Annotated in this window: 19 protein-coding genes; 8 read left to right on the top strand and 11 right to left on the bottom strand. The window is 64.6% G+C overall.

What is annotated here, in order from left to right; translation table 11 throughout:
• Positions 1-27 precede the first annotated feature (27 nt).
• From J4D28_RS19030 to J4D28_RS19015, 4 genes are all read right to left on the bottom strand, one after another.
• Positions 28-528 (bottom strand): spore coat U domain-containing protein, encoded by a 501-nt coding sequence (locus J4D28_RS19030; RefSeq protein WP_103331414.1) that lies wholly within the window; start codon positions 526-528, stop codon positions 28-30.
• A 4-nt stretch (positions 529-532) separates the two neighbouring features.
• Positions 533-1,066, bottom strand: coding sequence for a spore coat U domain-containing protein (locus J4D28_RS19025; RefSeq protein ID WP_009049832.1), 534 nt, complete (start codon positions 1,064-1,066; stop codon positions 533-535).
• Between the two features lie 20 nt (positions 1,067-1,086).
• Positions 1,087-1,626 carry a spore coat U domain-containing protein gene (locus J4D28_RS19020; RefSeq protein ID WP_009049833.1) on the bottom strand — a complete coding sequence of 180 codons (540 nt, stop codon included), beginning with the start codon at positions 1,624-1,626 and terminating at the stop codon, positions 1,087-1,089.
• Positions 1,627-1,726: 100 nt separating this feature from the next.
• Entirely contained in the window at positions 1,727-2,227 is a 501-nt protein-coding gene (locus J4D28_RS19015; protein ID WP_371920944.1) for a spore coat U domain-containing protein, read from the bottom strand.
• A 310-nt stretch (positions 2,228-2,537) separates the two neighbouring features.
• Between J4D28_RS19015 and zapE the strand changes: the two genes are divergently transcribed.
• Positions 2,538-3,683, top strand: coding sequence for a cell division protein ZapE (zapE, locus tag J4D28_RS19010; RefSeq protein WP_103331413.1), 1,146 nt, complete (start codon positions 2,538-2,540; stop codon positions 3,681-3,683).
• 93 nt (positions 3,684-3,776) lie between these two features.
• Entirely contained in the window at positions 3,777-5,090 is a 1,314-nt protein-coding gene (locus J4D28_RS19005; protein WP_103331412.1) for a leucine-rich repeat-containing protein kinase family protein, read from the top strand.
• Positions 5,091-5,174: 84 nt separating this feature from the next.
• Here the strand turns inward: J4D28_RS19005 and J4D28_RS19000 are convergent, their stop codons facing one another.
• The gene (locus J4D28_RS19000; protein ID WP_009049837.1) at positions 5,175-5,879 is read right to left on the bottom strand and encodes a YebC/PmpR family DNA-binding transcriptional regulator; all 705 of its coding nucleotides are present in this window, start codon (positions 5,877-5,879) and stop codon (positions 5,175-5,177) included.
• Positions 5,880-6,239: 360 nt separating this feature from the next.
• A complete protein-coding gene (locus J4D28_RS18995; protein WP_103331411.1) occupies positions 6,240-7,103 on the bottom strand; it encodes a LysR substrate-binding domain-containing protein in 864 nt (287 codons plus the stop codon).
• Positions 7,104-7,231: 128 nt separating this feature from the next.
• Between J4D28_RS18995 and J4D28_RS18990 the strand changes: the two genes are divergently transcribed.
• From J4D28_RS18990 to J4D28_RS18980, 3 genes are all read left to right on the top strand, one after another.
• Positions 7,232-8,341: a 2-aminoethylphosphonate--pyruvate transaminase gene (locus J4D28_RS18990; RefSeq protein ID WP_028682795.1), complete on the top strand. Its 1,110-nt coding sequence runs from the start codon at positions 7,232-7,234 to the stop codon at positions 8,339-8,341.
• Between the two features lie 136 nt (positions 8,342-8,477).
• Positions 8,478-9,305, top strand: a complete 828-nt coding sequence (phnX, locus tag J4D28_RS18985; RefSeq protein WP_103331410.1) for a phosphonoacetaldehyde hydrolase — start codon at positions 8,478-8,480, stop codon at positions 9,303-9,305.
• Positions 9,306-9,476: 171 nt separating this feature from the next.
• Positions 9,477-10,025, top strand: a complete 549-nt coding sequence (locus J4D28_RS18980; protein ID WP_009049841.1) for a cytochrome b — start codon at positions 9,477-9,479, stop codon at positions 10,023-10,025.
• On the opposite strand, the gene J4D28_RS18975 is transcribed toward J4D28_RS18980, so the two are convergent.
• Both J4D28_RS18975 and J4D28_RS18970 read right to left on the bottom strand, forming a co-directional pair.
• The gene (locus J4D28_RS18975) at positions 10,022-10,954 is read right to left on the bottom strand and encodes a 1-aminocyclopropane-1-carboxylate deaminase/D-cysteine desulfhydrase (RefSeq protein ID WP_041986314.1); all 933 of its coding nucleotides are present in this window, start codon (positions 10,952-10,954) and stop codon (positions 10,022-10,024) included. The genes J4D28_RS18980 and J4D28_RS18975 overlap by 4 nt on opposite strands.
• Positions 10,955-11,184: 230 nt before the next feature.
• Complete coding sequence (locus J4D28_RS18970; RefSeq protein ID WP_103331409.1) at positions 11,185-13,224, bottom strand: NADPH-dependent 2,4-dienoyl-CoA reductase; 2,040 nt, start codon at positions 13,222-13,224, stop codon at positions 11,185-11,187.
• 211 nt (positions 13,225-13,435) lie between these two features.
• Here J4D28_RS18970 and J4D28_RS18965 point away from each other — a divergent pair, with 211 nt between their 5' ends.
• Both J4D28_RS18965 and J4D28_RS18960 read left to right on the top strand, forming a co-directional pair.
• On the top strand, positions 13,436-14,566 hold the full coding sequence (locus J4D28_RS18965; RefSeq protein ID WP_028682792.1) for a carbon-nitrogen hydrolase family protein: 1,131 nt from the start codon (positions 13,436-13,438) through the stop codon (positions 14,564-14,566).
• A 4-nt stretch (positions 14,567-14,570) separates the two neighbouring features.
• On the top strand, positions 14,571-15,608 hold the full coding sequence (locus tag J4D28_RS18960; RefSeq protein WP_016701938.1) for an AraC family transcriptional regulator: 1,038 nt from the start codon (positions 14,571-14,573) through the stop codon (positions 15,606-15,608).
• A gap of 355 nt (positions 15,609-15,963) precedes the next feature.
• On the opposite strand, the gene J4D28_RS18955 is transcribed toward J4D28_RS18960, so the two are convergent.
• Together J4D28_RS18955 and J4D28_RS18950 are read right to left on the bottom strand one after the other, a co-directional pair.
• The gene (locus J4D28_RS18955; RefSeq protein ID WP_016701940.1) at positions 15,964-16,833 is read right to left on the bottom strand and encodes a DUF2242 domain-containing protein; all 870 of its coding nucleotides are present in this window, start codon (positions 16,831-16,833) and stop codon (positions 15,964-15,966) included.
• A 91-nt stretch (positions 16,834-16,924) separates the two neighbouring features.
• Positions 16,925-17,824, bottom strand: coding sequence for a LysR family transcriptional regulator (locus J4D28_RS18950; protein ID WP_016701941.1), 900 nt, complete (start codon positions 17,822-17,824; stop codon positions 16,925-16,927).
• A gap of 125 nt (positions 17,825-17,949) precedes the next feature.
• Between J4D28_RS18950 and J4D28_RS18945 the strand changes: the two genes are divergently transcribed.
• A complete protein-coding gene (locus tag J4D28_RS18945) occupies positions 17,950-19,155 on the top strand; it encodes an MFS transporter (protein ID WP_028682791.1) in 1,206 nt (401 codons plus the stop codon).
• A 55-nt stretch (positions 19,156-19,210) separates the two neighbouring features.
• Here the strand turns inward: J4D28_RS18945 and J4D28_RS18940 are convergent, their stop codons facing one another.
• Positions 19,211-21,082 carry a SurA N-terminal domain-containing protein gene (locus J4D28_RS18940; RefSeq protein WP_028682790.1) on the bottom strand — a complete coding sequence of 624 codons (1,872 nt, stop codon included), beginning with the start codon at positions 21,080-21,082 and terminating at the stop codon, positions 19,211-19,213.
• Positions 21,083-21,286: the final 204 nt, after the last annotated feature.

Below are 21,286 nucleotides of genomic sequence, written 5' to 3'. Positions count from 1 at the left end.
GCTGCTACTCCTTATGGTCTTGCTCCATCACCACGACAGCTGCACCTGCAGCACATCGCTGTACGTCCCCCCAGGCTGGTTACCCGGTAATTGCACCTGGCCGTAGATCGGCAGGCTGATGTCGTTCGCGTCGCTGTAGGCCACCGCCACGCTCTGGCCAATGCCCAGGCTCTGGCTGAACGCGGCGTCGCGAAACAGCTGATAAGCCACCCGCGCACTGCCGCCATCGAGCTGCATGTGCCGTCCGCTGCTGTTGTACTGGCCGCCGTCGACACTCATGTTCAGGGTCACCCCCGGTGTGCATTGCAGCTGCACGCTGCTCGCCAGGGCGACCTGCAACGTGCTGGTGGACAACGCCGACTGGCTGCCGAAGTTCAGGCTGCCGTAATTGCTCACCCCGCCCACCACCAGACACCCGGCGACCACCGTGGCGCTGACCTGGAAGCTCTGGCTGGTCACCGCTGCCAGGGGCAGCGGCAGGCTGCTGGCACCGAACAGCACCAGCGCCGCGCAGGCGTGACGGGCCATGGCGTCAGAAGGTCAGTTCGACGGCGACGGTATCGGTGTAGGTCCCCGCCGGCAGGCCGGCCTTGCCAAGCGCCTTGCCGTAGATATTGACGGTCTGCGCCACACCGGTGCTGGTGGCCAGGTTGATGACATCGTCGATGGCCAGGAGCTGCGAGTGGCCGGAGTCGGTGTACAAGTCGTAAGGCACGAAGTTGCCGCTGCCATCGGCCAGGGCCCGGGTACCACCGGCGGACTCACCGTCATGGGCGCCCGCGCGGACCTTCACCACCGGGCTGGTGCCGCTGGAGCAGAGGATCGACAAGGCCCCGCCGCCGCCACCGAGCACCTGGGCCGTGGCCTGGGTGAACAGGCTGTCGGTGGTGCCGAAGTTCAGGGCGCCGAAGTTCAGGCCGCTGCTGCCGCCTGCGCCGTTGACCTGGCAACTGCTGGTGAGAATCAGGCTGGACGTGATCTGGCCGGTGACCGTCGCGGCCTGGGCACTGGAGAAGATCGCGAGGCCAAGCAGGGCCAGGGCCATCCGGGATACAAACATATGCATGACATTCGTCCTCTTGGGGTTTACCAATCCAGCGTGACCGTCAGGGTGTCGGTGTAGACCCCTGCCGGCAGCGCGCGGGTATTCGCGACCACCGAGCCAAACACCGGGATCGGTACCTGGGCTCCACTGGTAACGGCGAAATTGTGTTGTTGACCGATGCTGTAGCTGTCGCTGCCGGACGCATCGAGGAACAGCCGATAGGCAATGGTCTGGCGGCCATTGCTCAGGCGCCGGGTGCTGCCGTCGCCGTTCAGGCCGCCGTCGATGGTCACGGTGAACCCGGTCACCGAAGGGTTGCAGGCGACTTCCAGGTGGCCATTGCCAGCGCCGCTGAGGCTGGCATTCAGGGGATTGGCCCAGGTCGGGCCGTGCTGGCCGAAATCCAGCAGGCCGAAGTCGCTGAGCGGGCTTTCGGGGGTGCTGGTGGCGCCATTGGTCACTTCACAGCCGGCGATGATGGTCAGCCGCGCATGGATCTGCCCGCTGATCGCCGCTTGCGCGTGCTCAGCCAGCAGTAGCAGGGAACCCAGGGCCGCCAGCGCCCAGCGTCTACTTGTCATACCGCATCCATCCCAGATCCATCAGGACTCTCCCTTGACCGCTCATGGCGAGCGACTTCCCTGTACCGCCCGGACCCACCGGACGGCTCCTTCACAGTCACTACCAGGTAACCGTCACTTTCAGCAGGTCGGAATAACGACTGACCCGCGGGATCTCGGCCAACGGTTCGATCCGCCCGTACAACGGCAGGTCCACCGACCCCGAGTCCGGCACCCGGCCGCTCACCGGCACGTTCACCGGCAGCGGAATGCGCCGGGCCGGGTCCTGGTACAGGCGATACGGAATGGGTTTGCTGTGTTCGGCACTGCCGGCCAGGTAGCGCACTTCGCCGACGCCTCCGTGTTGTCCGCCGTCGACGCGCAATTGATAAGGGGTGTCCGGGTTGCATTCGAGCCTGGGCAGGCGGGCGTCGAGCAACGCCGCGCTGAGGGGACCGGCGGGGTTGTCGAGGCGCGGGCTGCTGCCAAAATCCAGCACGCCCAGTTGCTCGATGCCGGCATCGCGCTGCTGCCCCACCAGCTGGCAGCCACGCTGCACGTTGACCCGGACCTCCACCTGGAGCTCCGCGGCCCATGCCGTCGCGCCAAGCAGCATGCTCATGACTGCGAAAACCAGCTTGCCATTCAACGCCTCAATCCTTTTGAGGAACGATAGGTACAGCTCAGGTTAGTCAGCGCTGGGGAAATCGCCAGCGTCGGGGGGGCAAGCCGCGTGCCAATAAAACAGCCCCCTGAGCGCCCGGTGCACCGTGGTCGAACACAGTGACACGGGCAAAAAGCTGTACCGACCCGAGCTTTTCGTAGAACCAATCGGTGCCTTCAGACAGCGCTGGATGCCGGGCCGGGGATTGGTTAAATTACCGCGCCGGTTCCAGGGGGGGAGCGGGCCTGGAACAATCGGGGTGACACCATTGGCCGCTTTACCGCCAAACCGCTCGCTACGCCCATCGCGCTGGCCCAGGCTGCGCGCGTTCTTCGGCAAGGCCTTCGCCCGGCCCGCCGCCAGTACCAGCCATGGCCGGGTGATTCACGAGTATTTCCGGCACAAGGCCCACGACCAGGGCTACACCCTGAGCCACAGCCAGCAGCGGGTGATCGACTACATGGCCCAGCAGGCCAACGCCCTGCTCCAGCCAGACGCCAGGCCACACGCCAGCCGCAGCCTGTATCTTTATGGCGCGGTGGGACGGGGCAAAAGCTGGCTGCTGGACGGCTTCTTCCGCGCCATCCCGCTGGCGGAAAAACAGCGCCTGCACTTCCACGATTTCTTCGCCCAGCTGCATCAGGGCATGTTCCGTCACCGTGAGCAGCCCGACGCCCTGGAGGCCACCCTCGACGAACTGCTCAGCCATTGCCGGGTGCTGTGCTTCGACGAGTTCCACGTCCACGACATCGGCGACGCGATGCTGATCACGCGGCTGTTCAAGGCCCTGTTCCAGCGCGGCATCCTGCTGCTGGTGACCTCCAACTACGCCCCCCAGGGCTTGCTGCCCAACCCGCTCTACCATGCGCGCTTCAAGCCGGTGATCGACCTGATCGCCAGCCGCATGCAGGTGATGGAGGTCGGCGGCCCACACGACTACCGCAGCCAGCCCCGCAGCCATTCGCAGCAGGTATTCACCCAGGGCCGTTACCTGTGGCCCGGCAGCGAGCAGCAGCGCCAGAGCCTGGGCCTGCCACCACGCAACAGCCCGACCTCGGCGCTGATGGTCGGCGCGCGCCAGCTCCAGGTGCGGTTGTGCGAACAACACCGCGTGGGTTTTGCCTTCAGTGACCTGTGCGAACAGCCGACCGCGGTCATGGACTACCTGGAGCTGAGCCGGCGTTTCGACCATTGGATCATCGACGAGCTGCCCGAGCTGGGCGAATGCCCGATTGCCGTGCAGCAGCGCTTTATCAACCTGATCGACGTGCTGTACGACCAGGACAAACACCTGACCCTGATCGGCGAACGCTCCCTGCGCGAGAGCTTGGGCGGCAACGCCATCGACCTGGCGCGCACCCGCAGCCGCCTGGGCCAGTTGCAGGAAATCGCCGCGGATACGCCACTACCCTGAACCGGCGGTCGCCACCCGCCGCCCCGCGCCGCTATCATGGCGGCCATTTCCAGGGCCACGCGCCCTCCTCCTGCCTGAGTGTCGAATCTGTTCATGGATACCCTTGCCCAACTGCGAGCCGGTCAATTGGCCGGGCTCAAGCGTCTGGACCTGTCTTGCGGGCTGACCGAATTCCCCCGGGAGATCTTCGACCTGGCGGACTCGCTGGAAGTGCTCAACCTCAGCGGCAACGCCCTGAGCAGCCTGCCGGACGACCTGCACCGCCTGACCCGCCTGCAGGTGCTGTTCTGCTCCGATAACCACTTCACGCAAATGCCGGCCTGCGTCGGCCAGTGCGCGCAACTGAGCATGGTCGGTTTCAAGGCCAACCGGATCGAACGGGTGCCCGCCGCCGCCCTGCCGCCCCTGTTGCGCTGGCTGATCCTCACCGACAACCGCATCGAGGAGCTGCCGGACGAGCTGGGCCAGCGCCCGCACCTGCAAAAGCTGATGCTCTCCGGCAACCGCCTGACCCGACTGCCCCAGAGCCTCGGCCAATGCCACCAGCTGGAGCTGATCCGCATCGCCGCCAACCGCCTCAGCGCATTGCCGGCCTTCCTGCTGGGCCTGCCATGCCTGACCTGGCTGGCCTATGCCGGCAACCCGCTGGAATCCGAGGCCGACGCGGCGGCGCTGGAGTCAGTGGCGCAGATTCCCTGGGCCGAGCTGGAGTTGCAGCAGCGCCTGGGCGAAGGCGCCTCCGGGGTGATTCACCAGGCCCGCTGGCAGCGCCCCGGACAAGCGTCAGTCGAGGTGGCGGTCAAGCTGTACAAGGGCAGCATGACCAGCGACGGCTCGCCGCTGCATGAAATGAACACCTGCATCAGCGCCGGCCGGCACCCGAACCTGATCCGGGTCGAAGGCCGGATCAGCGATCACCCCCAGGGGCAGAACGGCCTGGTGATGCAGTTGATCGAGCCGAGCTACCGCAACCTGGCGGCCTTGCCGAGCCTGGCCTCCTGCACTCGCGACATCTACGACGAGAGCAGCCGTTTCAGCGCCGACGCGGCCTTGCGCATGGCCCGCGGCATCGCTTCGGTCGGCGCGCACCTGCACCGCCAGGGCATCACCCACGGCGACCTGTACGGCCATAACATTCTGTGGAACCCGGAGGGCGAGTGCCTGCTGGGGGATTTTGGCGCGGCGTCCTTCCATGCGCTGGCCGACACCGAGGAAACCCGGGCGCTGCAACGCATCGAAGTACGGGCCTACGGCATTCTGCTGGAGGAGTTGCTGGCAAGGATCGAGTCGGGCCTGAGCCCGCGGCAGCACGAACGCCTGCAAGCGCTGGTCAGCGACTGCTGTCAGCCGCAGGTGCTGGCGCGGCCGGGGTTTGCTGAAGTCGGGGACGTGTTGCGGGGGATTTGAAGAGCATCGCCAGCCAGCTCGCTCCTGCTGGAGCTTGCCGGCTGGCGCAAGAATCGCTCAGGTAGCGCGATTCACCGGGCTGGATTAACCCGCCAGGCCGACGAACATGTCTTGCACGTCGTCATGGTTGTCCAGGCCTTCGAGGAAGGCTTCGACTTCCGCCATCTGCTCGTCGGACAGGCCGCTGACCGGGTTCTTCGGCTGGTAGCCTAGCTTGGCCGACAGCACGGTGAAGCCTTGCTCGGGCAGGGCTTTCTGCACTGCGTCGAGGTCCGCAGGCTCGGTCAGGAACAGGGTCGCGCCCTCTTCGCCCGGCTCGAAATCCTGGGCCCCGGCTTCGATGGCTGCCAGTTCCGGATCGGCGTCCGGGCTGTCCGGCATGGCTTCGATCATGCCGACATGGTTGAAGTCCCAGGACACCGAACCCGAAGCGCCCAGCTGGCCCTTGCGGAAAGCCACGCGGATTTCCGCGACGGTGCGGTTGATGTTGTCAGTCACGCACTCGACGATCAGCGGCACCTGGTGCGGCGCGAAACCTTCGTAGGTCACGCGGTGGTACTGCACGGTCTCGCCGAGCTGGCCCGAACCTTTCTTGATCGCACGCTCCAGGGTCTCGCGGGGCATCGAGGCCTTTTTCGCCTGCTCCACCACCAGACGCAGGTGTGCGTTGGTGGCGACGTCAGCGCCGTTGCGGGCAGCAATGGTGATCTCTTTGACCAGCTTGCCGAAGATCTTGCCCTTGGCGTTGGCTGCTGCTTCTTTGTGTTTAACCTTCCACTGTGCGCCCATTACTCACTCTCTTTGATCTGTGGCGTCGAGTTGGATTTGGCCGACGCGATGGGCAAGTTTATACGGCCTGAAGGCACCAATCGACCAAAAAGTCAGATCCGCGACCACCTGTCCCGCCCCTCAGCCCTTGTCGGCCTTGCCCGTCACGGCGGCGAGCCGGGCCAGGCGCACGTTGCATCGACTGCGCACAGGAGCCGTGTTGGCACGAGGTGACGACCTTTCTCGATAGGCTGCGCGACCGCCCGGCTCGCTCCCTGTAGCCGCTGCCGCAGGCTGCGTTCGGCCCGGAACGGCACGCGCCCTTGAGGCCCCAGGAAGGCCCTGCGGGCCTTATCGCAGCCTGCGGCAGCGGCTACAGGTTCAATGCGTGGGCGCCAGCGCCAGGAAGGCCTGGATCAGGCGCAACTCCCGACGCCGCTCCAGGCAGCCGAGCATGTGCCGGTTCAACAGCCCCTCGCCGATGATCGGCAGCGCCCGCACCCGCGGGTCGGGGCTGAGTTCCAGCGACGACACCACGCCCACGCCCAACTGCGCCGCCACCGCCTCGGTCACTGCCTCGCGGCTGTCGAGCTCCAGCAGCACCTTGGGGTTGATTCCGGCCTGGGTGCAGGCCGCGTCAAAGGTGCGGCGGGTAATCGAGCTGGGTTCGCGCAGGACCATGATCACCTGGTCCAGCCGCTCCAGCCGCACGCCCTCGGGCTCGGCCAGCCATGGATGGCCCTGCGGCACCAGCGCGCAGATCCGCGACTCGCCGAGGCTCTGCAGGTGCAGGCCCTTGCGCGGTTCGACCTCGGTCAGCACCGCCACATCGGCATGCTCCGAAAGCAGCGCCGCCAGGGTTTCCTGGGCATTGCCCAGGCGCAGGTTGACGGTAATCCCCGGATAGCGCTCGCGCAGGCTGGCGAGCATCGGCATCACCATATGTGGGCCGTCCGCCGCCACTTCCAGGCGCCCGGTGAGCAGTTGCCGGTTGGCTTCGAGCATGGCCTGGGCCTCTTCGGCCAGGCCGAACAGGGCGCGGGTGATCGCCGCCAGCTTGATGCCCTCTTCCGTCAGTTCGACCCGGCGCGCGGTACGCCGCAGCAGGGTGATCTGGTAGTGCTCCTCCAGCGCCTTGATATGCCCGGTGACCGCCGGCTGGCTGATGAACAGCCGCGCGGCGGCCCGGGTGAAGCTGCCTTCACGGGCCACGGCATCGAATGCGCGCAGTTGGAACAGGTTCATATCTATCGGCCTCACTTATGGCTGATATAACAACAAACAATTTGATTGATAGCGAGGCAAACTGCAATTTAAGCCCCGTAGTTTTTATCCCAAGCGCATCCCATAACGCTTTTGCGAGGACACCCGAATTGAGTACTGCCGCGCCCATCCTGCTCACTCCCGGCCCCCTGACCACTTCGGCCCGTACCCGCCAGGCGATGCTGCTGGACTGGGGTTCATGGGATGACCGTTTCAACCAGCTGACCGCCAGCGTCTGCGAACAATTGCTGGCCATCGTCAACGGCGCCGCCAGCCACCACTGCGTGCCCCTGCAAGGCAGCGGCACCTTCGCCGTGGAAGCCGCCATCGGCACCCTGGTGCCACGCGACGGCAAGGTGCTGGTGCTGATCAACGGCGCCTACGGCAAGCGCCTGGCGAGGATCTGCGAAGTGCTGGGTCGCGATTTCAGCACCTTCGAAACCGCCGAGGACCAGCCCTCCACCGCCGCCGACGTCGATCGCCTGCTGCATGCCGATGCCACCATCAGCCATGTGGCGCTGATCCACTGCGAAACCAGCACCGGGATCCTCAACCCGCTGCCGGACATCGCCCAGGTGGTCGCCGGTCATGGCAAACGCCTGATCATCGACGCCATGAGTTCCTTCGGCGCGCTGCCGATCGATGCCCGGCAGGTGCCGTTCGACGCGCTGATCGCCGCGTCCGGCAAGTGCCTGGAAGGCGTCCCCGGCATGGGCTTCGTCTTCGCCCGCAAGGAAGCCCTGGCCGCGGCCGCCGGCAATTCGCACTCGCTGGCCATGGACCTGCACGACCAGCACAGCTACATGACCAAGACCGGGCAATGGCGCTTCACGCCGCCGACCCACGTGGTCGCGGCGCTGCACGAAGCCCTGCTGCAATACCACGAAGAAGGCGGCCTGCCGGCGCGCCACCAGCGTTATGCCGCCAACTGCCAGGCGCTGCTCGACGGCATGGTGCAACTGGGCCTGCGCAGCTTCCTGCCGGCGGCGATCCAGGCGCCGATCATCGTCACCTTCCACGCGCCGAACGATCCGCGCTACCAGTTCAAGGAGTTCTACGAACGGGTCAAGGCCAAGGGTTTCATCCTCTACCCCGGCAAGCTGACCCAGGTCGAAACCTTCCGCGTCGGCTGCATCGGCCACGTCGACCCGGCCGGGATGCGCGCCGCGGTCCAGGCCATCGCCGATGTGCTGCGGGAAATGCAAGTGCTGGATATCTGACCCCGACACACAACCTGTAGGAGCAGGGGGGACGCCTAGTCCTTGCCCGCGATTGTGGGCACCGCGTTTCGTCAGCCCAACCTCGTCATCGTTCATCGCGGGCAAGCCTCGCTCCTACATACATAGGCATCAACAAATGAACTACAACACCCCCAAGCAGCTGCAAGCCGCGATCCTCGACTGGGCCGGCACCGTGGTCGACTTCGGCTCCTTTGCGCCGACCCAGATCTTCGTCGAGGCCTTCGCCGAGTTCGACGTGCAGGTCTCCATCGAAGAAGCCCGTGGCCCGATGGGCATGGGTAAGTGGGACCACATCCGCACCCTGTGCGACCTGCCGCAGGTTGCCGAGCGTTATCGCCAGGTGTTCGGCCGCACCCCGACCGACGACGATGTCACCGCCATCTACCAGCACTTCATGCCGCTGCAGATCGAAAAGATCGCCGAACATTCGGCGCTGATCCCCGGCGCCCTGGAAACCATCGCCAACCTGCGCCGGCAAGGCATCCGGATCGGCTCCTGCTCCGGCTACCCGAAGCAGGTCATGGACAAGGTGGTGGAACTGGCCGCGGCCAATGGCTACGTCGCCGACCACGTAGTGGCCACCGACGAGGTGCTAAACGGCCGCCCATGGCCGGCCCAGGCCCTGGCCAACGTGATCGCCCTGGGGATCGACGATGTCGCCGCCTGCGTGAAGATCGACGACACCGTGCCGGGCATTCTCGAAGGCCGTCGCGCCGGCATGTGGACTGTGGCCCTGATCTGCTCCGGCAACGCCCTGGGCCTGACCTACGAGGGTTATCGCGCCCTGGGCAGCGACACCCTGGCCAGCGAGCGCCAGCGCATCCACGGGCTGTTCGAGGGTTCGCGGCCGCACTACATGATCGACACCATCAGCGATTTGCCGCAGGTGATCGCCGACATCAACCAGCGCCTGGCCAACGGCGAGATGCCCCAAAGCAGCTGATCGGCCATTGGCCTCCCCCGAGCGGCAGCCCGGCATGGAGCTGCCGTTTTTTTACCGGCACTCGCGCAAACCGCGCATTTGCCCCGGGCAGAGCCTCGGAAACAGGATTACAGTTACAGCACTCCGTCGTTAAGAACGGAGGCTACTGACCTGATGAACGAGGAAGGCTCTATGCCCTGGAAGAACTCCGACAACCGTTACAGCACGGTGTCGATTGCATTGCATTGGCTGATGCTGGTGTTGTTGATCGCGGTCTACGCCTGCATCGAATTACGCGGCATTTTTCCCAAGGGCAGCGGTGGCCGGACGCTGATCAAGGAAGCGCACTTCATGCTCGGCCTGACCGTGTTCGTGCTGGTCTGGCTGCGCCTGCTGGCCCGCAGCCTGGGGGTGGCGCCGAAGATCCTGCCCACACCGCCAAGCTGGCAGATGCTGCTGTCCAAGCTGATGCACTGGGCCCTGTACCTGTTCATGATCGCCATGCCGATCCTCGGCTGGCTGATCACCAGCGCCGAAGGCCATCAGGTGATGTTCTACGGCATCGACCTGCCGCTGCTGGTGGCTGAAGACAAACAGTTCGCCAAGCAGGTCGAAGGCTGGCACGTGCTGCTGGGTACCGTCGGCTACTGGCTGATCGGGCTGCATGCGGTGGCCGGGCTTTACCACCACTACTTTATGCGCGACAACACCCTGCAACGCATGCTGCCCAAGCGCGGCTAAGGCTGCGCCGGCTCGGCGAAACCCCGACGGCCCTGCAAGCCGCCGGTATGGACGAAGACCAGGCGGCTGCCGGCGGCAAAGCGCCCGGCCTCCACCTGTTGCTTGAGGGCCAGCAAGGCCTTGCCGGTGTACAGCGGCTCCAGGGGGATGCCGCTGTGGCGTTCAGTCTCTTCGATAAACGCCAGCAGCAGCGGATCGACCTTGGCGAAACCGCCGCGACTGCTGTCGAACAGCTCATAACCCCCGTCCTGCAAGCCCGCCTCCCGCACAATAGCCGCCACCTGTTGCGCGACACCGTGATCGTCCGGCACTGCCAGGGCGCCATACACCGGGTGGGCACCGGCCTCCCCCAACACCAGCCCGGCCAGGGTGGTGCCGGTGCCGGCGGCCAGCCACCAGCCGTGATAGTCGTCCCAGCCCAAGGCATTCAGTTGACTGCGCATCTGGTTCACCAGCGGCATGCAGCCGCTGGCCCCGAGCAAGCCGCCACCGCCCTCCGCCACCGGGAACAATTCAGGGTACTGGGCCTGCCAGGGCTGCCAGAAGCCTGGCTCATGCCGCGCTCGGTAGCCGCCGTAGCCGAGCCAGTGCAGCTGCATGCCGAAGCCTTGCAGGTCGAGCACGGTGGGCGTGTCCTGCGGATGGCCGCGCAGCAGCCCCACAGTGGCGAAACCGAAACGTTTGCCGGCGGCCGCCAACGCATGCAGGTGATTGGAGTGAGCGCCGCCCAGGCTGATGATGCCCCGGGCACCGGCCTCGCAAGCCGCCGCCAGATGCGGGGCGAGCTTGAACCACTTGTTGCCGGAGATCAGCGGGTCGATCCGGTCCAGGCGCAGGACCGCCACTTCCACCCCGGCGCGGGACAGCCAGTCGAGGGCCAGGGTTTGCAGGGGCGCGCTCGGCAGCCAGTGGAAAGGTCCGAGGCTCATGAAGCAAGACGGTGATGCATGACTGGCAACTTCTGGATAGCGGGGGCAGGAAGTCTACCAGCCTGAAGGGCCCTATCGCAGGCAAGTCGGATCGCCGCCCGCTCGCTCCTACAGACGAAGACCGTGGGGCTTTTTGTAGGAGCGAGGCTTGCCCGCGATGGCGTCGGAACAGACATAAAAAAGCCACCGGGGCTCTTCGCAGAACCCCGGTGGCCATGATTACCGCTGGATCAGAGTTCCGCGGCCAGGCGCGAGCCCTGATTGATCGCACGCTTGGCGTCCAGCTCGGCGGCCACGTCGGCGCCACCGATCAGGTGCACGTTCTGCCCGGCGGCCACCAGGCCTTCGTGCAGTTCGCGCAGCGGATCCTGGCCGGCGCAGATCACGATATTGTCCACCGGCAACACCTGCGGCTCGCCACTCTCGCCGATGCGGATATGCAGGCCGGCGTCGTCGATCTTCAGATACTCGACGCTGTTGAGCATCTGCACCTGCTTGTTCTTCAGGCCGGTGCGGTGAATCCAGCCGGTGGTCTTGCCCAGGCCGTCGCCGACCTTGGAGGTCTTGCGCTGCAGCAGGAACACCTGGCGCGCCGGAGCATGACGCTCGGGCTTGATACCGGCGACGCCGCCACGGGCCTCCAGGTGCGTGTCGATGCCCCACTCCTTCCAGAACGCTTCACGGTCCTGGCTGGTGGCCACGCCCTGATGCACGAGGAACTCGGAGACGTCGAAGCCGATGCCGCCAGCCCCGATCACCGCCACTTTCTGGCCCACTGGCTTGCGCTGCAGCAGCACGTCCAGGTAGCTCAGGACCTTGGCGTGGTCGACGCCCGGGATCGCCGGCGTGCGCGGGGCGATACCGGTGGCCAGGATGATTTCGTCATAACCGCCGGCCACCAGTTGCTCGACATCGACCCGACGGTTCAGGCACAGCTCGACGTTGGTGGTCTGCAGCTTGCGCTTGAAGTAGCGCAGGGTTTCGAAGAACTCCTCCTTGCCCGGCACGCGCTTGGCGACATTGAACTGGCCGCCGATTTCGCTGGCCGAATCGAACAGCGTCACCTGATGGCCGCGCTCGGCCGCCACGGTCGCGGCGGACAGCCCGGCGGGGCCGGCGCCGACCACGGCGATCTTCTTGATCTGCTGCACCGGCAGGTAGTTGAGTTCGGTCTCGTAGCAGGCCCGCGGGTTCACTAGGCAACTGGTGAGCTTGCCGCCGAAGGTGTGGTCCAGGCAGGCCTGGTTGCAGCCGATGCAGGTGTTGATTTCATCGCCACGCCCCGCGGCCGCCTTGTTGACGAACTCCGGGTCGGCAAGGAACGGCCGCGCCATGGAGACCATGTCGGCGTCGCCTTCGGCGAGGATCTGCTCGGCCACTTCCGGAGTATTGATGCGGTTGGTGGTGATCAGCGGGATGGACACCGAACCGCGCAGCTTGGCCGTGACCTTGCTGAAGGCGGCACGTGGCACCTTGGTGGCGATGGTCGGGATCCGCGCTTCGTGCCAGCCGATACCGGTGTTGATGATGGTCGCGCCGGCCTGCTCGATGGCCTTGGCCAGCTGCACGATTTCTTCCCAGGTGCTGCCGCCTTCCACCAGGTCGAGCATCGACAGGCGGAAGATGATGATGAAGTTCGGGCCTACCGCTTCGCGCACGCGGCGGACGATTTCCACCGGCAGGCGCATGCGGTTTTCGTAGCTGCCGCCCCAGCGGTCGGTACGGTGGTTGGTGTGCGCGGCGAGGAACTGGTTAATGAAGTAGCCTTCGGAGCCCATGATCTCGACGCCGTCGTACTCGGCCAGCTGCGCCAGGGTCGAGCAGGTGACGAAGTCGCGGATCTGCTTCTCGATGCCCTCTTCGTCCAGCTCCTTGGGCTTGAACGGGTTGATCGGCGCCTGGATCGCGCTCGGCGCCACCTGTTTCGGGCTGTAGGCATAACGCCCGGCATGGAGGATCTGCATGCAGATCTTGCCGCCCGCCTCGTGGACCGCGCGGGTGACGATACGGTGCTTGAGCGCCTCTTCCTCGGTGGTCAGCTTGGCCGCGCCGGAGTACACGCCGCCTTCGTCGTTGGGGCCGATGCCGCCGGTCACCATCAGGCCGACGCCACCGCGGGCACGCTCGGCGAAGTAGGCGGCCATGCGTTCGAAACCGCCGGGCTTTTCTTCCAGGCCGGTGTGCATCGAGCCCATCAGGGTACGGTTGCGCAGGGTGGTAAAGCCCAGGTCCAGCGGGGCCAGCAAATGCGGGTAGTGAGCGGCGGCCATCGGTAACTCCACATCGAACGATCACGGAAAAAATGCGGAAGCTCTGCGGCTCCCGTCGGTCATGTTCGACAGACTAAGAGCAGCCCCCAAGGCGCTCAATGACCGTAACTGACAACTTATTGATCCAAATGCGCAGCCCGCCCTTGGCAATCGCGGACATGGGCCCTACCCTAGTCAGCGAATCCCGCACACGGCTGCCGACTGTCTTCCCATGCGCAAACTTCTTTACTTCACCTTCACCCTGGCCCTGATTGCCGCCCTGACCAGCTACACCCTGTGGACCCGCGAGCGGCCGATCGGTCATTACCTGTCCGACCTGCGCATCCAGCTCGCGGTGGACCAGGGCACCCCTGCCGACCATGGCAACCTGCTGGGTATCCAGCCCGAGCTGTTCCCCACCGATTACCAGAGCCCCGAGCGTCTGCACCGCAAGCTCGCGGCCTATCTGCAACAGGCCCGGGACCAGGGGCTGCTGAACGAAAAGACCGTGGTGGTGCTGCCGGAGCACATCGGCACCTGGCTGATGGTCAGCGGCGAGAAAAACGAGCTGTATCAGGCCGCCAGCCTGAAAGAGGCGATGAACTGGCTGGCGGTAAGCAACCCCCTGCCCTTCCTGCGCGCCCTGATCACCGCCAAGGGTGACAATCGCCTGAGCGACGCGCACCTGCGGATGAAGGCCAGGAGCATGGCCGAGCAGTACCAGCGGCTGTTCGGCGGCCTGGCCAAGGAATTTGGCATCACTCTGGTGGCGGGCTCCATTGTCCTGCCGGAACCGGTGATCGAAGGCAGTAACCTGCGCATCGGCAGCGGCGCGCTGTACAACACCACCCTGGTCTTCGGCAGCGATGGCCTGCCGATCGGCCAGCCGCAACGCCAGCTGTACCCGACCTTCGACGAGCGCGGTTTTATCCAGGCCAGCGCCGACCAGGCTGTCCAGGTGGTCGACACCCCGGCCGGCCGCCTGGGCGTGCTGATCGGCAGCGACAGCTGGTACCCGGACAACTACCGCAAGCTCAACGCCCAGGGCGCGCAACTGGTGGCGGTCCCGGCCTTCGTCATGGGCCGTGGCGCCTGGGACAGGCCGTGGCGCGGCTACAAGAACCTCTCGACCCCAAGCGAGGTCAGCCTCAAGCCTGAAGAGGTCAGCGAAGGCGAAGCCTGGCGCCGCCTGACCCTGACCAGCCGCGCGCCCAGCAGCCTGGCCAGCGCCGGCGTCAGCGTGTTCCTGCGCGGCCAGTTCTGGGATCAGGGCAGCGCCGGGCAAAGCTTCATCAACAGCAACGGCGAGCACTTCGCCGATGGCGATGCCCGTGGCGCACGTTTGCTGAATATCTGGTTGTAAGTCCATGAAGCCCCAGCCGATGCGCCTCGGAGACCTGTCGGTGGGCTTCGTCCATAGCCTGGCCGACGCCGTGCGCAGCCATGGCCTCGACCCGCAGCCGCTGCTGGAACAATACGGACTGGATGCTGCGCGCCTGGCCGAGGCCGGGGCGCGGTTGTCGATTCCCCGTTACATGCGCCTGGGCCACGCGGCGATTCAACTGACCGGCGATCCGGCGCTGGGGCTGCGCATGGGCCAGCTCAGCCGCCTGAGCCAGGCCGGGCTGGCGGGCGTCACCGCCGCCCAGGCGCCGACCGTACGCGAAGCCGCGCGTTGCCTGACCCGTTTCGAAGCTTTGTATGGCTCGAACTATCGCGGCCAGTCGAGCTTCCATGAAGACGCCGACGGCGCCTGGCTGCGCTTCTACTCCATCAGCCCCTACAACGCCTACAACCGCTTTGTGGTGGATTCGATCCTGGCCGGCTGGCTGCAGCAACTGGGCAGCCTCGGCTCGCCGGTCAAGGCTGAACGCATCGAGATCGAGTTTGCCCAGACCGATTACCGCGAACGCTACAACAGCCTGGGGGATTGCCCGATCCTGTTCGGCGCCGAGCACAATCAGTTGCGCCTGAGCCAGACCACCCTGGCCCAGCGCAATGTCGAGCACTGCCCCAGTACCTGGCGCCATTTGCTGCAACTCTGTGAACGGGAACTGGAGCAACTGACCCGCACCCGCAGCCTGCGTGAACGCATCACTCAGTTGCTGGGGCCTTTGCTCAATGGTGGCCGGGAGCCCGACCTGGAGGAAGTGGCGGCACGCCTGAAGCTGCCAACCTGGACCCTGCGCCGCAAACTCGCCGAGGAAGGGACGCAGTTTCGCGCCATTCTCAACGACACCCGCCGCGATCTGGCCATGACCTACATTCGCGATACCGAACTGGCCTTCGGGGAAATTGCCTATCTGTTGGGGTTTGCCTCAGCCGAGGCCTTTCAACGCGCCTTCAAGCGCTGGAGCGGCCAGACACCGGGTGAATTTCGTCGCAGCCACCGGCAGTCCGCCTGAAAAAAAACGCCACCGGCGTTACAGCTCGGTGGCGTCTTCTGCGGGTTCCAGCGGGTCCAGTTCAAAGGCCTGGAATTCCAGCAGTTCTTCTTGGTAATCGTCCATCGCGGACTCCTTGTGTGTGGCCTGTGGGTGGGGCTTAGGTAACCTGCGTGCTGAGTCGTCTTCTTACTGACTGAGCCGTCAGCATAAAGTGCCGATGTGACAGAAAAAAAACCGTGCGCAATCTCCGTCCCTCAGATGGAACGTAGCAGCTGGCAACGGATTTACCCGCGAGCTGGCAAAGAAATCTTCAGAGAGGACTGGCAACCGCGGGATCGACACCAGGGTCGATCTCGCAGCTATCCGCAGATGCTTACTGTGGCATTGCCGGAATCGGCTCTGTCGGCGCCGGCAAGGTGCTGGCGGGAGGCGGGGTCACGATCTCGGTGGACGGTGTCGGCTCGGCAGGTGCGCCCGGCGCAATGGGCGCCGCTTCCGCGGGTGGCGCTAGCGGTTCCGAGAAGTTCGATGCGGGTGGCGCAACGGGTGCAGTGGCCGGAGTCGGCTCGGCAGCCGGTACAGCAGGCGGTACGACAGGTGCCGGTTGCGGCGTCACAGGCGCCGGGGCTGGCGCTGCGGCGGGCTCGGCGGGCTTGGGTTCGGGCATGCCCAGATCGGTCTTCGGCTTCTCGATGATGTGCGCGGCCTTTTTCGCTTCCTGCGGCAGGAACAGTTCCACCAGGGCGAAGTAACGCTCATAGAACTTCGCCGAGGAAACCGTCTCGCTGGCGACCTTGACCATCGAGTCGTCGGTCGAGCCGATCGGCATCGACACCGAACCCAGCACGCCCACCCCCAGGCTCGCCGAGTTGTTGACCTTCTTCAGCGCATAACGGTCCTGCAGGGCGTTGGCGAACACCGTGGAGCGGTGATCGGTACTGCCGTCCTGGGCGCACACCACGCTGAAGCTGATCTCCATGTGGGTTTCGCCCGTCTGCTGGAAGCTCTTGTGACCACTGACCAGTTTCGGATCGCTGCTGGTGATGATGTAGCCCTGGCTGAGCAGGGCGCGACGGGCGGCCTCGCAGGACGCCGTGTCACTCACCGGGTAATTGCGCGAAAAGGTGCCGGAGTCATCGAAGTTTTCATGCTCGTAAATGGCGGTCTTCTGCGACGAACAACCGGCGACGGCCGCCAGCAGCAGCGTCAACCCGGCGGCACGCAGGTGAAATGATCTATGCATCGAAAATCCTGAGGAAAACGGTCCGGGGCGTATTGTGCAACAGTTCGAGGCCACAGGGCGCGCGGATTAGTGTCTTAAGGTGAATACAAGGTTACTGACCACGGTTTGCCGGAAAAAGTCGCGCGCACAGATGATCGATGAACACCCGCAGCTTGGCGGCGGTGTGCCGGCTCGCAGGCCAGAGCAGCCAGAAGGTGCCGTTGTGTTCGAGATGCTCGTCCAGCACCCGCTGCAACTCGCCCCGCTCGACCGCTTCGTGAACCATGAAATCGGGCAGGCAGGCGATCCCCAGGCCGCGCCGTACCGCGTGGTCCAGCGCTTCGATCGAGGTACTGACAAAACGTGTCGGCAGCAGCGGTTCCGGGGCGTCGACCGCTCGTCGCAATGGCCAGTGCTCGATTTTGCCCGTGTTGTGGAAGGTATGCCGCAAGCACCCGTGGTTAGCCAGGTCGGCGGGCGTCTGCGGAACGCCATGCTCGCGAAAGTACTCAGGCGTCCCCACCAGCACCAGGCGGTACTGCCCCAAGGACCGGGCCACCAGCCGTGAGTCACCGGGGCTGCCGGTACGTATCACGGCATCGAACCCCTCTTCCACGACATCCACTATGCGGTCCGTCAGCACGATATCCAGCTCGATCTCCGGATAACGCTGCATGAACTCCACCAACACCGGCATCACCAGGCCATGCACCTGCGGCAGGCTGACCCGCAGCTTGCCCCTCGGAGCATTGGAAGACTTGCACAGATCGAATTCGGCCGCCTCGACCTCGGCGACAATCCGGCGGCAGCGCTCGAGAAAACCTGCACCTTCGGCGGTCAGGGTGATGCTGCGGGTACTGCGATGAAACAGTTGGGTCTCCAGGCGCTCCTCGAGCCGCGCGATGCTCTTGCCGACAGCCGAAGACGATACCCCCAACAACCGCCCCGCCTCGGTAAAACTGCGGGTTTTCGCCACTTGCAGGAAGACTGAGATATTGCTCAACCAGTCCATCGCCAACCTCGCTATTGCGGACATGGATGTCCGATAAGTTCGGAACCTTAGCCTATTTTTCTCTTTATCACAGCGCCCTACCCTCAGCCTCCCTACTTCCTGAAACCTGTAGCGAGCCTGAGACCATGACCGAACCTCTTGCCACCGTCGACCTGCTGGACATTGAATCCAGACGTCACGACCGACTTCCGCTGAGCGGCCTGCTGGCGCTGGCGACCGCCGGGTTCATCACCATCCTTACCGAAGCCATGCCAGCCGGCCTGTTGCCACAGATGAGCCAGGACCTGGCGGTGTCCCCGGCGCTGGTGGGCCAACTGGTTACGCTGTACGCCATTGGTTCGCTCCTGGCGGCGATCCCGCTGGTGATCCTCACCCAGGGCTGGCGCCGCCGGCCCTTGCTGATGATCGCGATAGGCGGCTTTGCGCTGGTCAACAGTGTCACCGCGTTCTCCACCCAATACAGCCTGATCCTGGTCGCGCGCTTTTTTGCCGGGATATTCGCCGGGCTGCTCTGGGCCCTGCTGGCCGGATATGCCAGCCGCATGGTCGCACCGCACCTGCAAGGCCGGGCCATCGCCGTCGCCATGCTTGGCGCACCGTTGGCGCTGTCCCTGGGAGTGCCGGCGGGCACACTGCTCGGTGCATTGGTCGGCTGGCGGGCCAGCTTTGCCTTGATGACGGTGCTGACTCTGGTTCTACTCGGCTGGGTGCGCTGGCAGGTGCCGGACTTTCCCGGCCTGCGCAGCGACAAGCGCCTGTCGCTGAAGAGCGTGTTTGCCTTGCCCGGGGTCAAGCCGGTGCTGTTCGTGACCTTCGCTTATGTCCTGGGCCACAACATCCTCTACACCTATATCGCGCCGCTCCTGGAGCCGGCCGGTATCACCGGGCAGATCGACCGGGTGTTGCTGGTATTCGGGTTGACCGCGGTGCTGAGCATCTGGGTCGTCGGCCTGCTGATCGATCGCTGGTCGCGGCGGCTGGTGCTGGTCAGTTGCATCCTGTTCGGCCTCTGTGCACTGCTGCTGGCGCTGCGCCCCGACGCGCCAGCCGCGGTCTACGCCTCGATGGTCCTCTGGGGCTTGTCGTACGGTGGCCTCGGCACCCTGCTGCAGACAGCCCTGGCGAAGACTTCCGGTTCCTCTGCCGACGCCGCGCAGTCGATGCTGGTGACCGCCTGGAACCTGGCCATCGCCGGTGGCGGGCTGGTGGGGGGCATACTGCTGGAAGGTCCCGGGGTACTGTCGTTTCCCTGGGTGATCATCGGCCTGCTGCTGGTTTGCCTGGTAGTGGTCGTGAACGCCCGCCGCCATGGGTTTCCCGCCATAGGCTGAAAACAAAAACCCCGGCGCGTTGGCCGGGGTCTCTGTTTGTGACTTCAGTCAGGCATCAGAAGCGCTTGATGTCAGCCTGGTTTTCCAACTGCTTGCGGTACGCCGCGAAGTCTTGCTGCCCCATACGCGAGGCGAGGAAGCGGCGGTACTGAGCCTTTTCTTCGTCGCTCGGTGCAGCGGCTTCGTTCACACCATTGAGCTGCAGGACCACCAGGCTGCCGTTCGGCAGGGTCACGCTGCTGAAGGTCGGCTTGTCCTTGGCCGCTGGCTTGGCCATGCGGAACAGGGCCTGCAACACGATCGGCTCGACGCCTTCCTGGCCGCGGGTCACTGCTTCGGAAACCTTCCAGTTCTGGCCATCGACAGGCGCCTTCAGCGCAGTCTTGCCTTCACGCAGGCTGGCGATCAAGGCATCGGCCTTGGCCTTGGCGGCAGCACTGGCGTGCTCCTTGGCCAATTGCGTGCGGATGCTGCTGGCGACGCTCTCCAGCGGCAGTTGCTCTGGCTTGCGATGTTCTTTGGCGCGCAGGACCACTACGGTTTCCGGATCCAGTTCGATGGCGGTGCTGTTGGCACCTTCATCCAGCACTTCAGGGCTGAAAGCAGCCTGAATCACGGCGCGGTTGGCAGCAATGCCGTCGCCCCCTTCACGCCCGAATGGAGCGGAAGTGTGCACGGTCAGTTTCAGCTCTTGAGCCGGCTGGGCCAGATCCGAGGCTTCGAACGACGAGTCTTCCAGTTGCTTGGTCGCCTCGACAAAACGCTGCTCGACCTGCTGGGTTTTCAGCTCGCGGGTCAGCTTGTCTTTCAGGCTGGCGAAGCTCGGCACTTCAGGGGCCTCGACACCCAGCAGCTTGATCAGGTGGAAGCCGAAACCGGTGCGTACCGGAGCCGAAACCTGATCCTTGTTCAAGGCGTACAGCGCTTCCTCGAAAGCCGGGTCATAGACGCCAGGGCCGGCATAACCGAGGTCACCACCGTTGTTCGCCGAACCCGGGTCCTGGGAGAACTCCTTGGCCAGTGCCTCGAAGCTTTCGCCCTTGGCCAGGCGCGCCTGGATCTCTTCGATCTTGGCCTTGGCCTGTGCTTCGTTCACCTTGTCGTTCACTTCGATCAGGATGTGCGCGGCACGACGCTGTTCGGACAGGTTGGCGGTTTCTTTCTGATACAGCGCCTGCAGCTCTTCGTCCTTGACGTTGACCTGATCGAAGAAGGAAGCCTTCTTCAATTCCAGGTAGTCGATGACCACCTGGTCCGGCGACATGAATTCCTTGGCGTGTTCGTCGTAGTAAGCCTTGACCTCATCGTCGGTCAGCTTGACTGCCGCCGGGTCGGCCTTGATGGTCAGGGAAGCGTAGTCGCGGGTCTGTTTTTCCAGACGAGCGAATGCCAGCACCTGGGCATCGGTCACGAAACCGCTGCCAGCCAGACCGGCGCGCACCTGGCCAATCAGCATTTCCTGAGCCAGCATCTGACGGAACTGCATCCGGCTATAACCCAGCTGACGGATCACCTGGTCGAAACGTTCAGGGCTGAACTTGCCGTCCACCAGGAATTCCGGCGTTTGCAGGATCACTTGATCCAGAGCGGCTTCAGAGAAGGCGAACTTGGAGTTTTCCGCGCCTTGCAGCAGCAGCTTGCGGTCGATCAGACCTTTGAGAGCCGCTTCACGCAGCAGCTTCTCGTCGAGCAAGGAAGCATCGAAATCCTTGCCCAGTTGTTGCATGAGCTGACGGCGTTGCATATCAACCGCCTGGCTCAGCTCATTCTGGGTGATTTCTTCGCCATTGACCTTGGCCGCGTCCTGACTGGTGGAAGTGGCTTGAAAAATGGCATCGAAACCGGTCAGCGCCATCAGTGCGACGATGACCCCGATAATGGTCTTGGCAATCCAGCCTTGTGAATTGTCCCTGATATTCTGCAGCATGCGTCCCCCAGAAACGGTTGTACTTCAAATTAAGCAACCGTGGAGCGTGGGTAGAGTCCGGATAGAAGAAAGGCGCATCCGAGGATGCGCCTTTCTCGTAACTGGCGGAGCGGACAGGGGATCGAACCCTCGATCCCCGATGTGACAAACCGGATTTCTAACCGGCTGCCCTACCGCTCCGCTGCCAGGTCGGGAAAGACCCCG

Source organism: Pseudomonas sp. GW531-T4, assembly GCF_017349615.1.
Lineage (GTDB): Bacteria > Pseudomonadota > Gammaproteobacteria > Pseudomonadales > Pseudomonadaceae > Aquipseudomonas > Aquipseudomonas chlororaphis_I.
The sequence above is the reverse complement of the archived record's forward strand: the minus strand, read 5'-3'. Positions and strand labels throughout refer to the sequence as shown.

Coding starts and splice junctions, on each gene's coding strand:
- J4D28_RS19030 (WP_103331414.1), bottom strand. CDS start 528: ATGGCCCGTCACGCCTGCGCGGCGCTGGTGCTGTTCGGTGCCAGCAGC.
- J4D28_RS19025 (WP_009049832.1), bottom strand. CDS start 1,066: ATGCATATGTTTGTATCCCGGATGGCCCTGGCCCTGCTTGGCCTCGCG.
- J4D28_RS19020 (WP_009049833.1), bottom strand. CDS start 1,626: ATGACAAGTAGACGCTGGGCGCTGGCGGCCCTGGGTTCCCTGCTACTG.
- J4D28_RS19015 (WP_371920944.1), bottom strand. CDS start 2,227: ATGAGCATGCTGCTTGGCGCGACGGCATGGGCCGCGGAGCTCCAGGTG.
- J4D28_RS19005 (WP_103331412.1), top strand. CDS start 3,777: ATGGATACCCTTGCCCAACTGCGAGCCGGTCAATTGGCCGGGCTCAAG.
- J4D28_RS19000 (WP_009049837.1), bottom strand. CDS start 5,879: ATGGGCGCACAGTGGAAGGTTAAACACAAAGAAGCAGCAGCCAACGCC.
- J4D28_RS18995 (WP_103331411.1), bottom strand. CDS start 7,103: ATGAACCTGTTCCAACTGCGCGCATTCGATGCCGTGGCCCGTGAAGGC.
- phnX (WP_103331410.1), top strand. CDS start 8,478: ATGAACTACAACACCCCCAAGCAGCTGCAAGCCGCGATCCTCGACTGG.
- J4D28_RS18980 (WP_009049841.1), top strand. CDS start 9,477: ATGCCCTGGAAGAACTCCGACAACCGTTACAGCACGGTGTCGATTGCA.
- J4D28_RS18975 (WP_041986314.1), bottom strand. CDS start 10,954: ATGAGCCTCGGACCTTTCCACTGGCTGCCGAGCGCGCCCCTGCAAACC.
- J4D28_RS18970 (WP_103331409.1), bottom strand. CDS start 13,224: ATGGCCGCCGCTCACTACCCGCATTTGCTGGCCCCGCTGGACCTGGGC.
- J4D28_RS18965 (WP_028682792.1), top strand. CDS start 13,436: ATGCGCAAACTTCTTTACTTCACCTTCACCCTGGCCCTGATTGCCGCC.
- J4D28_RS18960 (WP_016701938.1), top strand. CDS start 14,571: ATGAAGCCCCAGCCGATGCGCCTCGGAGACCTGTCGGTGGGCTTCGTC.
- J4D28_RS18955 (WP_016701940.1), bottom strand. CDS start 16,833: ATGCATAGATCATTTCACCTGCGTGCCGCCGGGTTGACGCTGCTGCTG.
- J4D28_RS18950 (WP_016701941.1), bottom strand. CDS start 17,824: ATGGACTGGTTGAGCAATATCTCAGTCTTCCTGCAAGTGGCGAAAACC.
- J4D28_RS18945 (WP_028682791.1), top strand. CDS start 17,950: ATGACCGAACCTCTTGCCACCGTCGACCTGCTGGACATTGAATCCAGA.
- J4D28_RS18940 (WP_028682790.1), bottom strand. CDS start 21,082: ATGCTGCAGAATATCAGGGACAATTCACAAGGCTGGATTGCCAAGACC.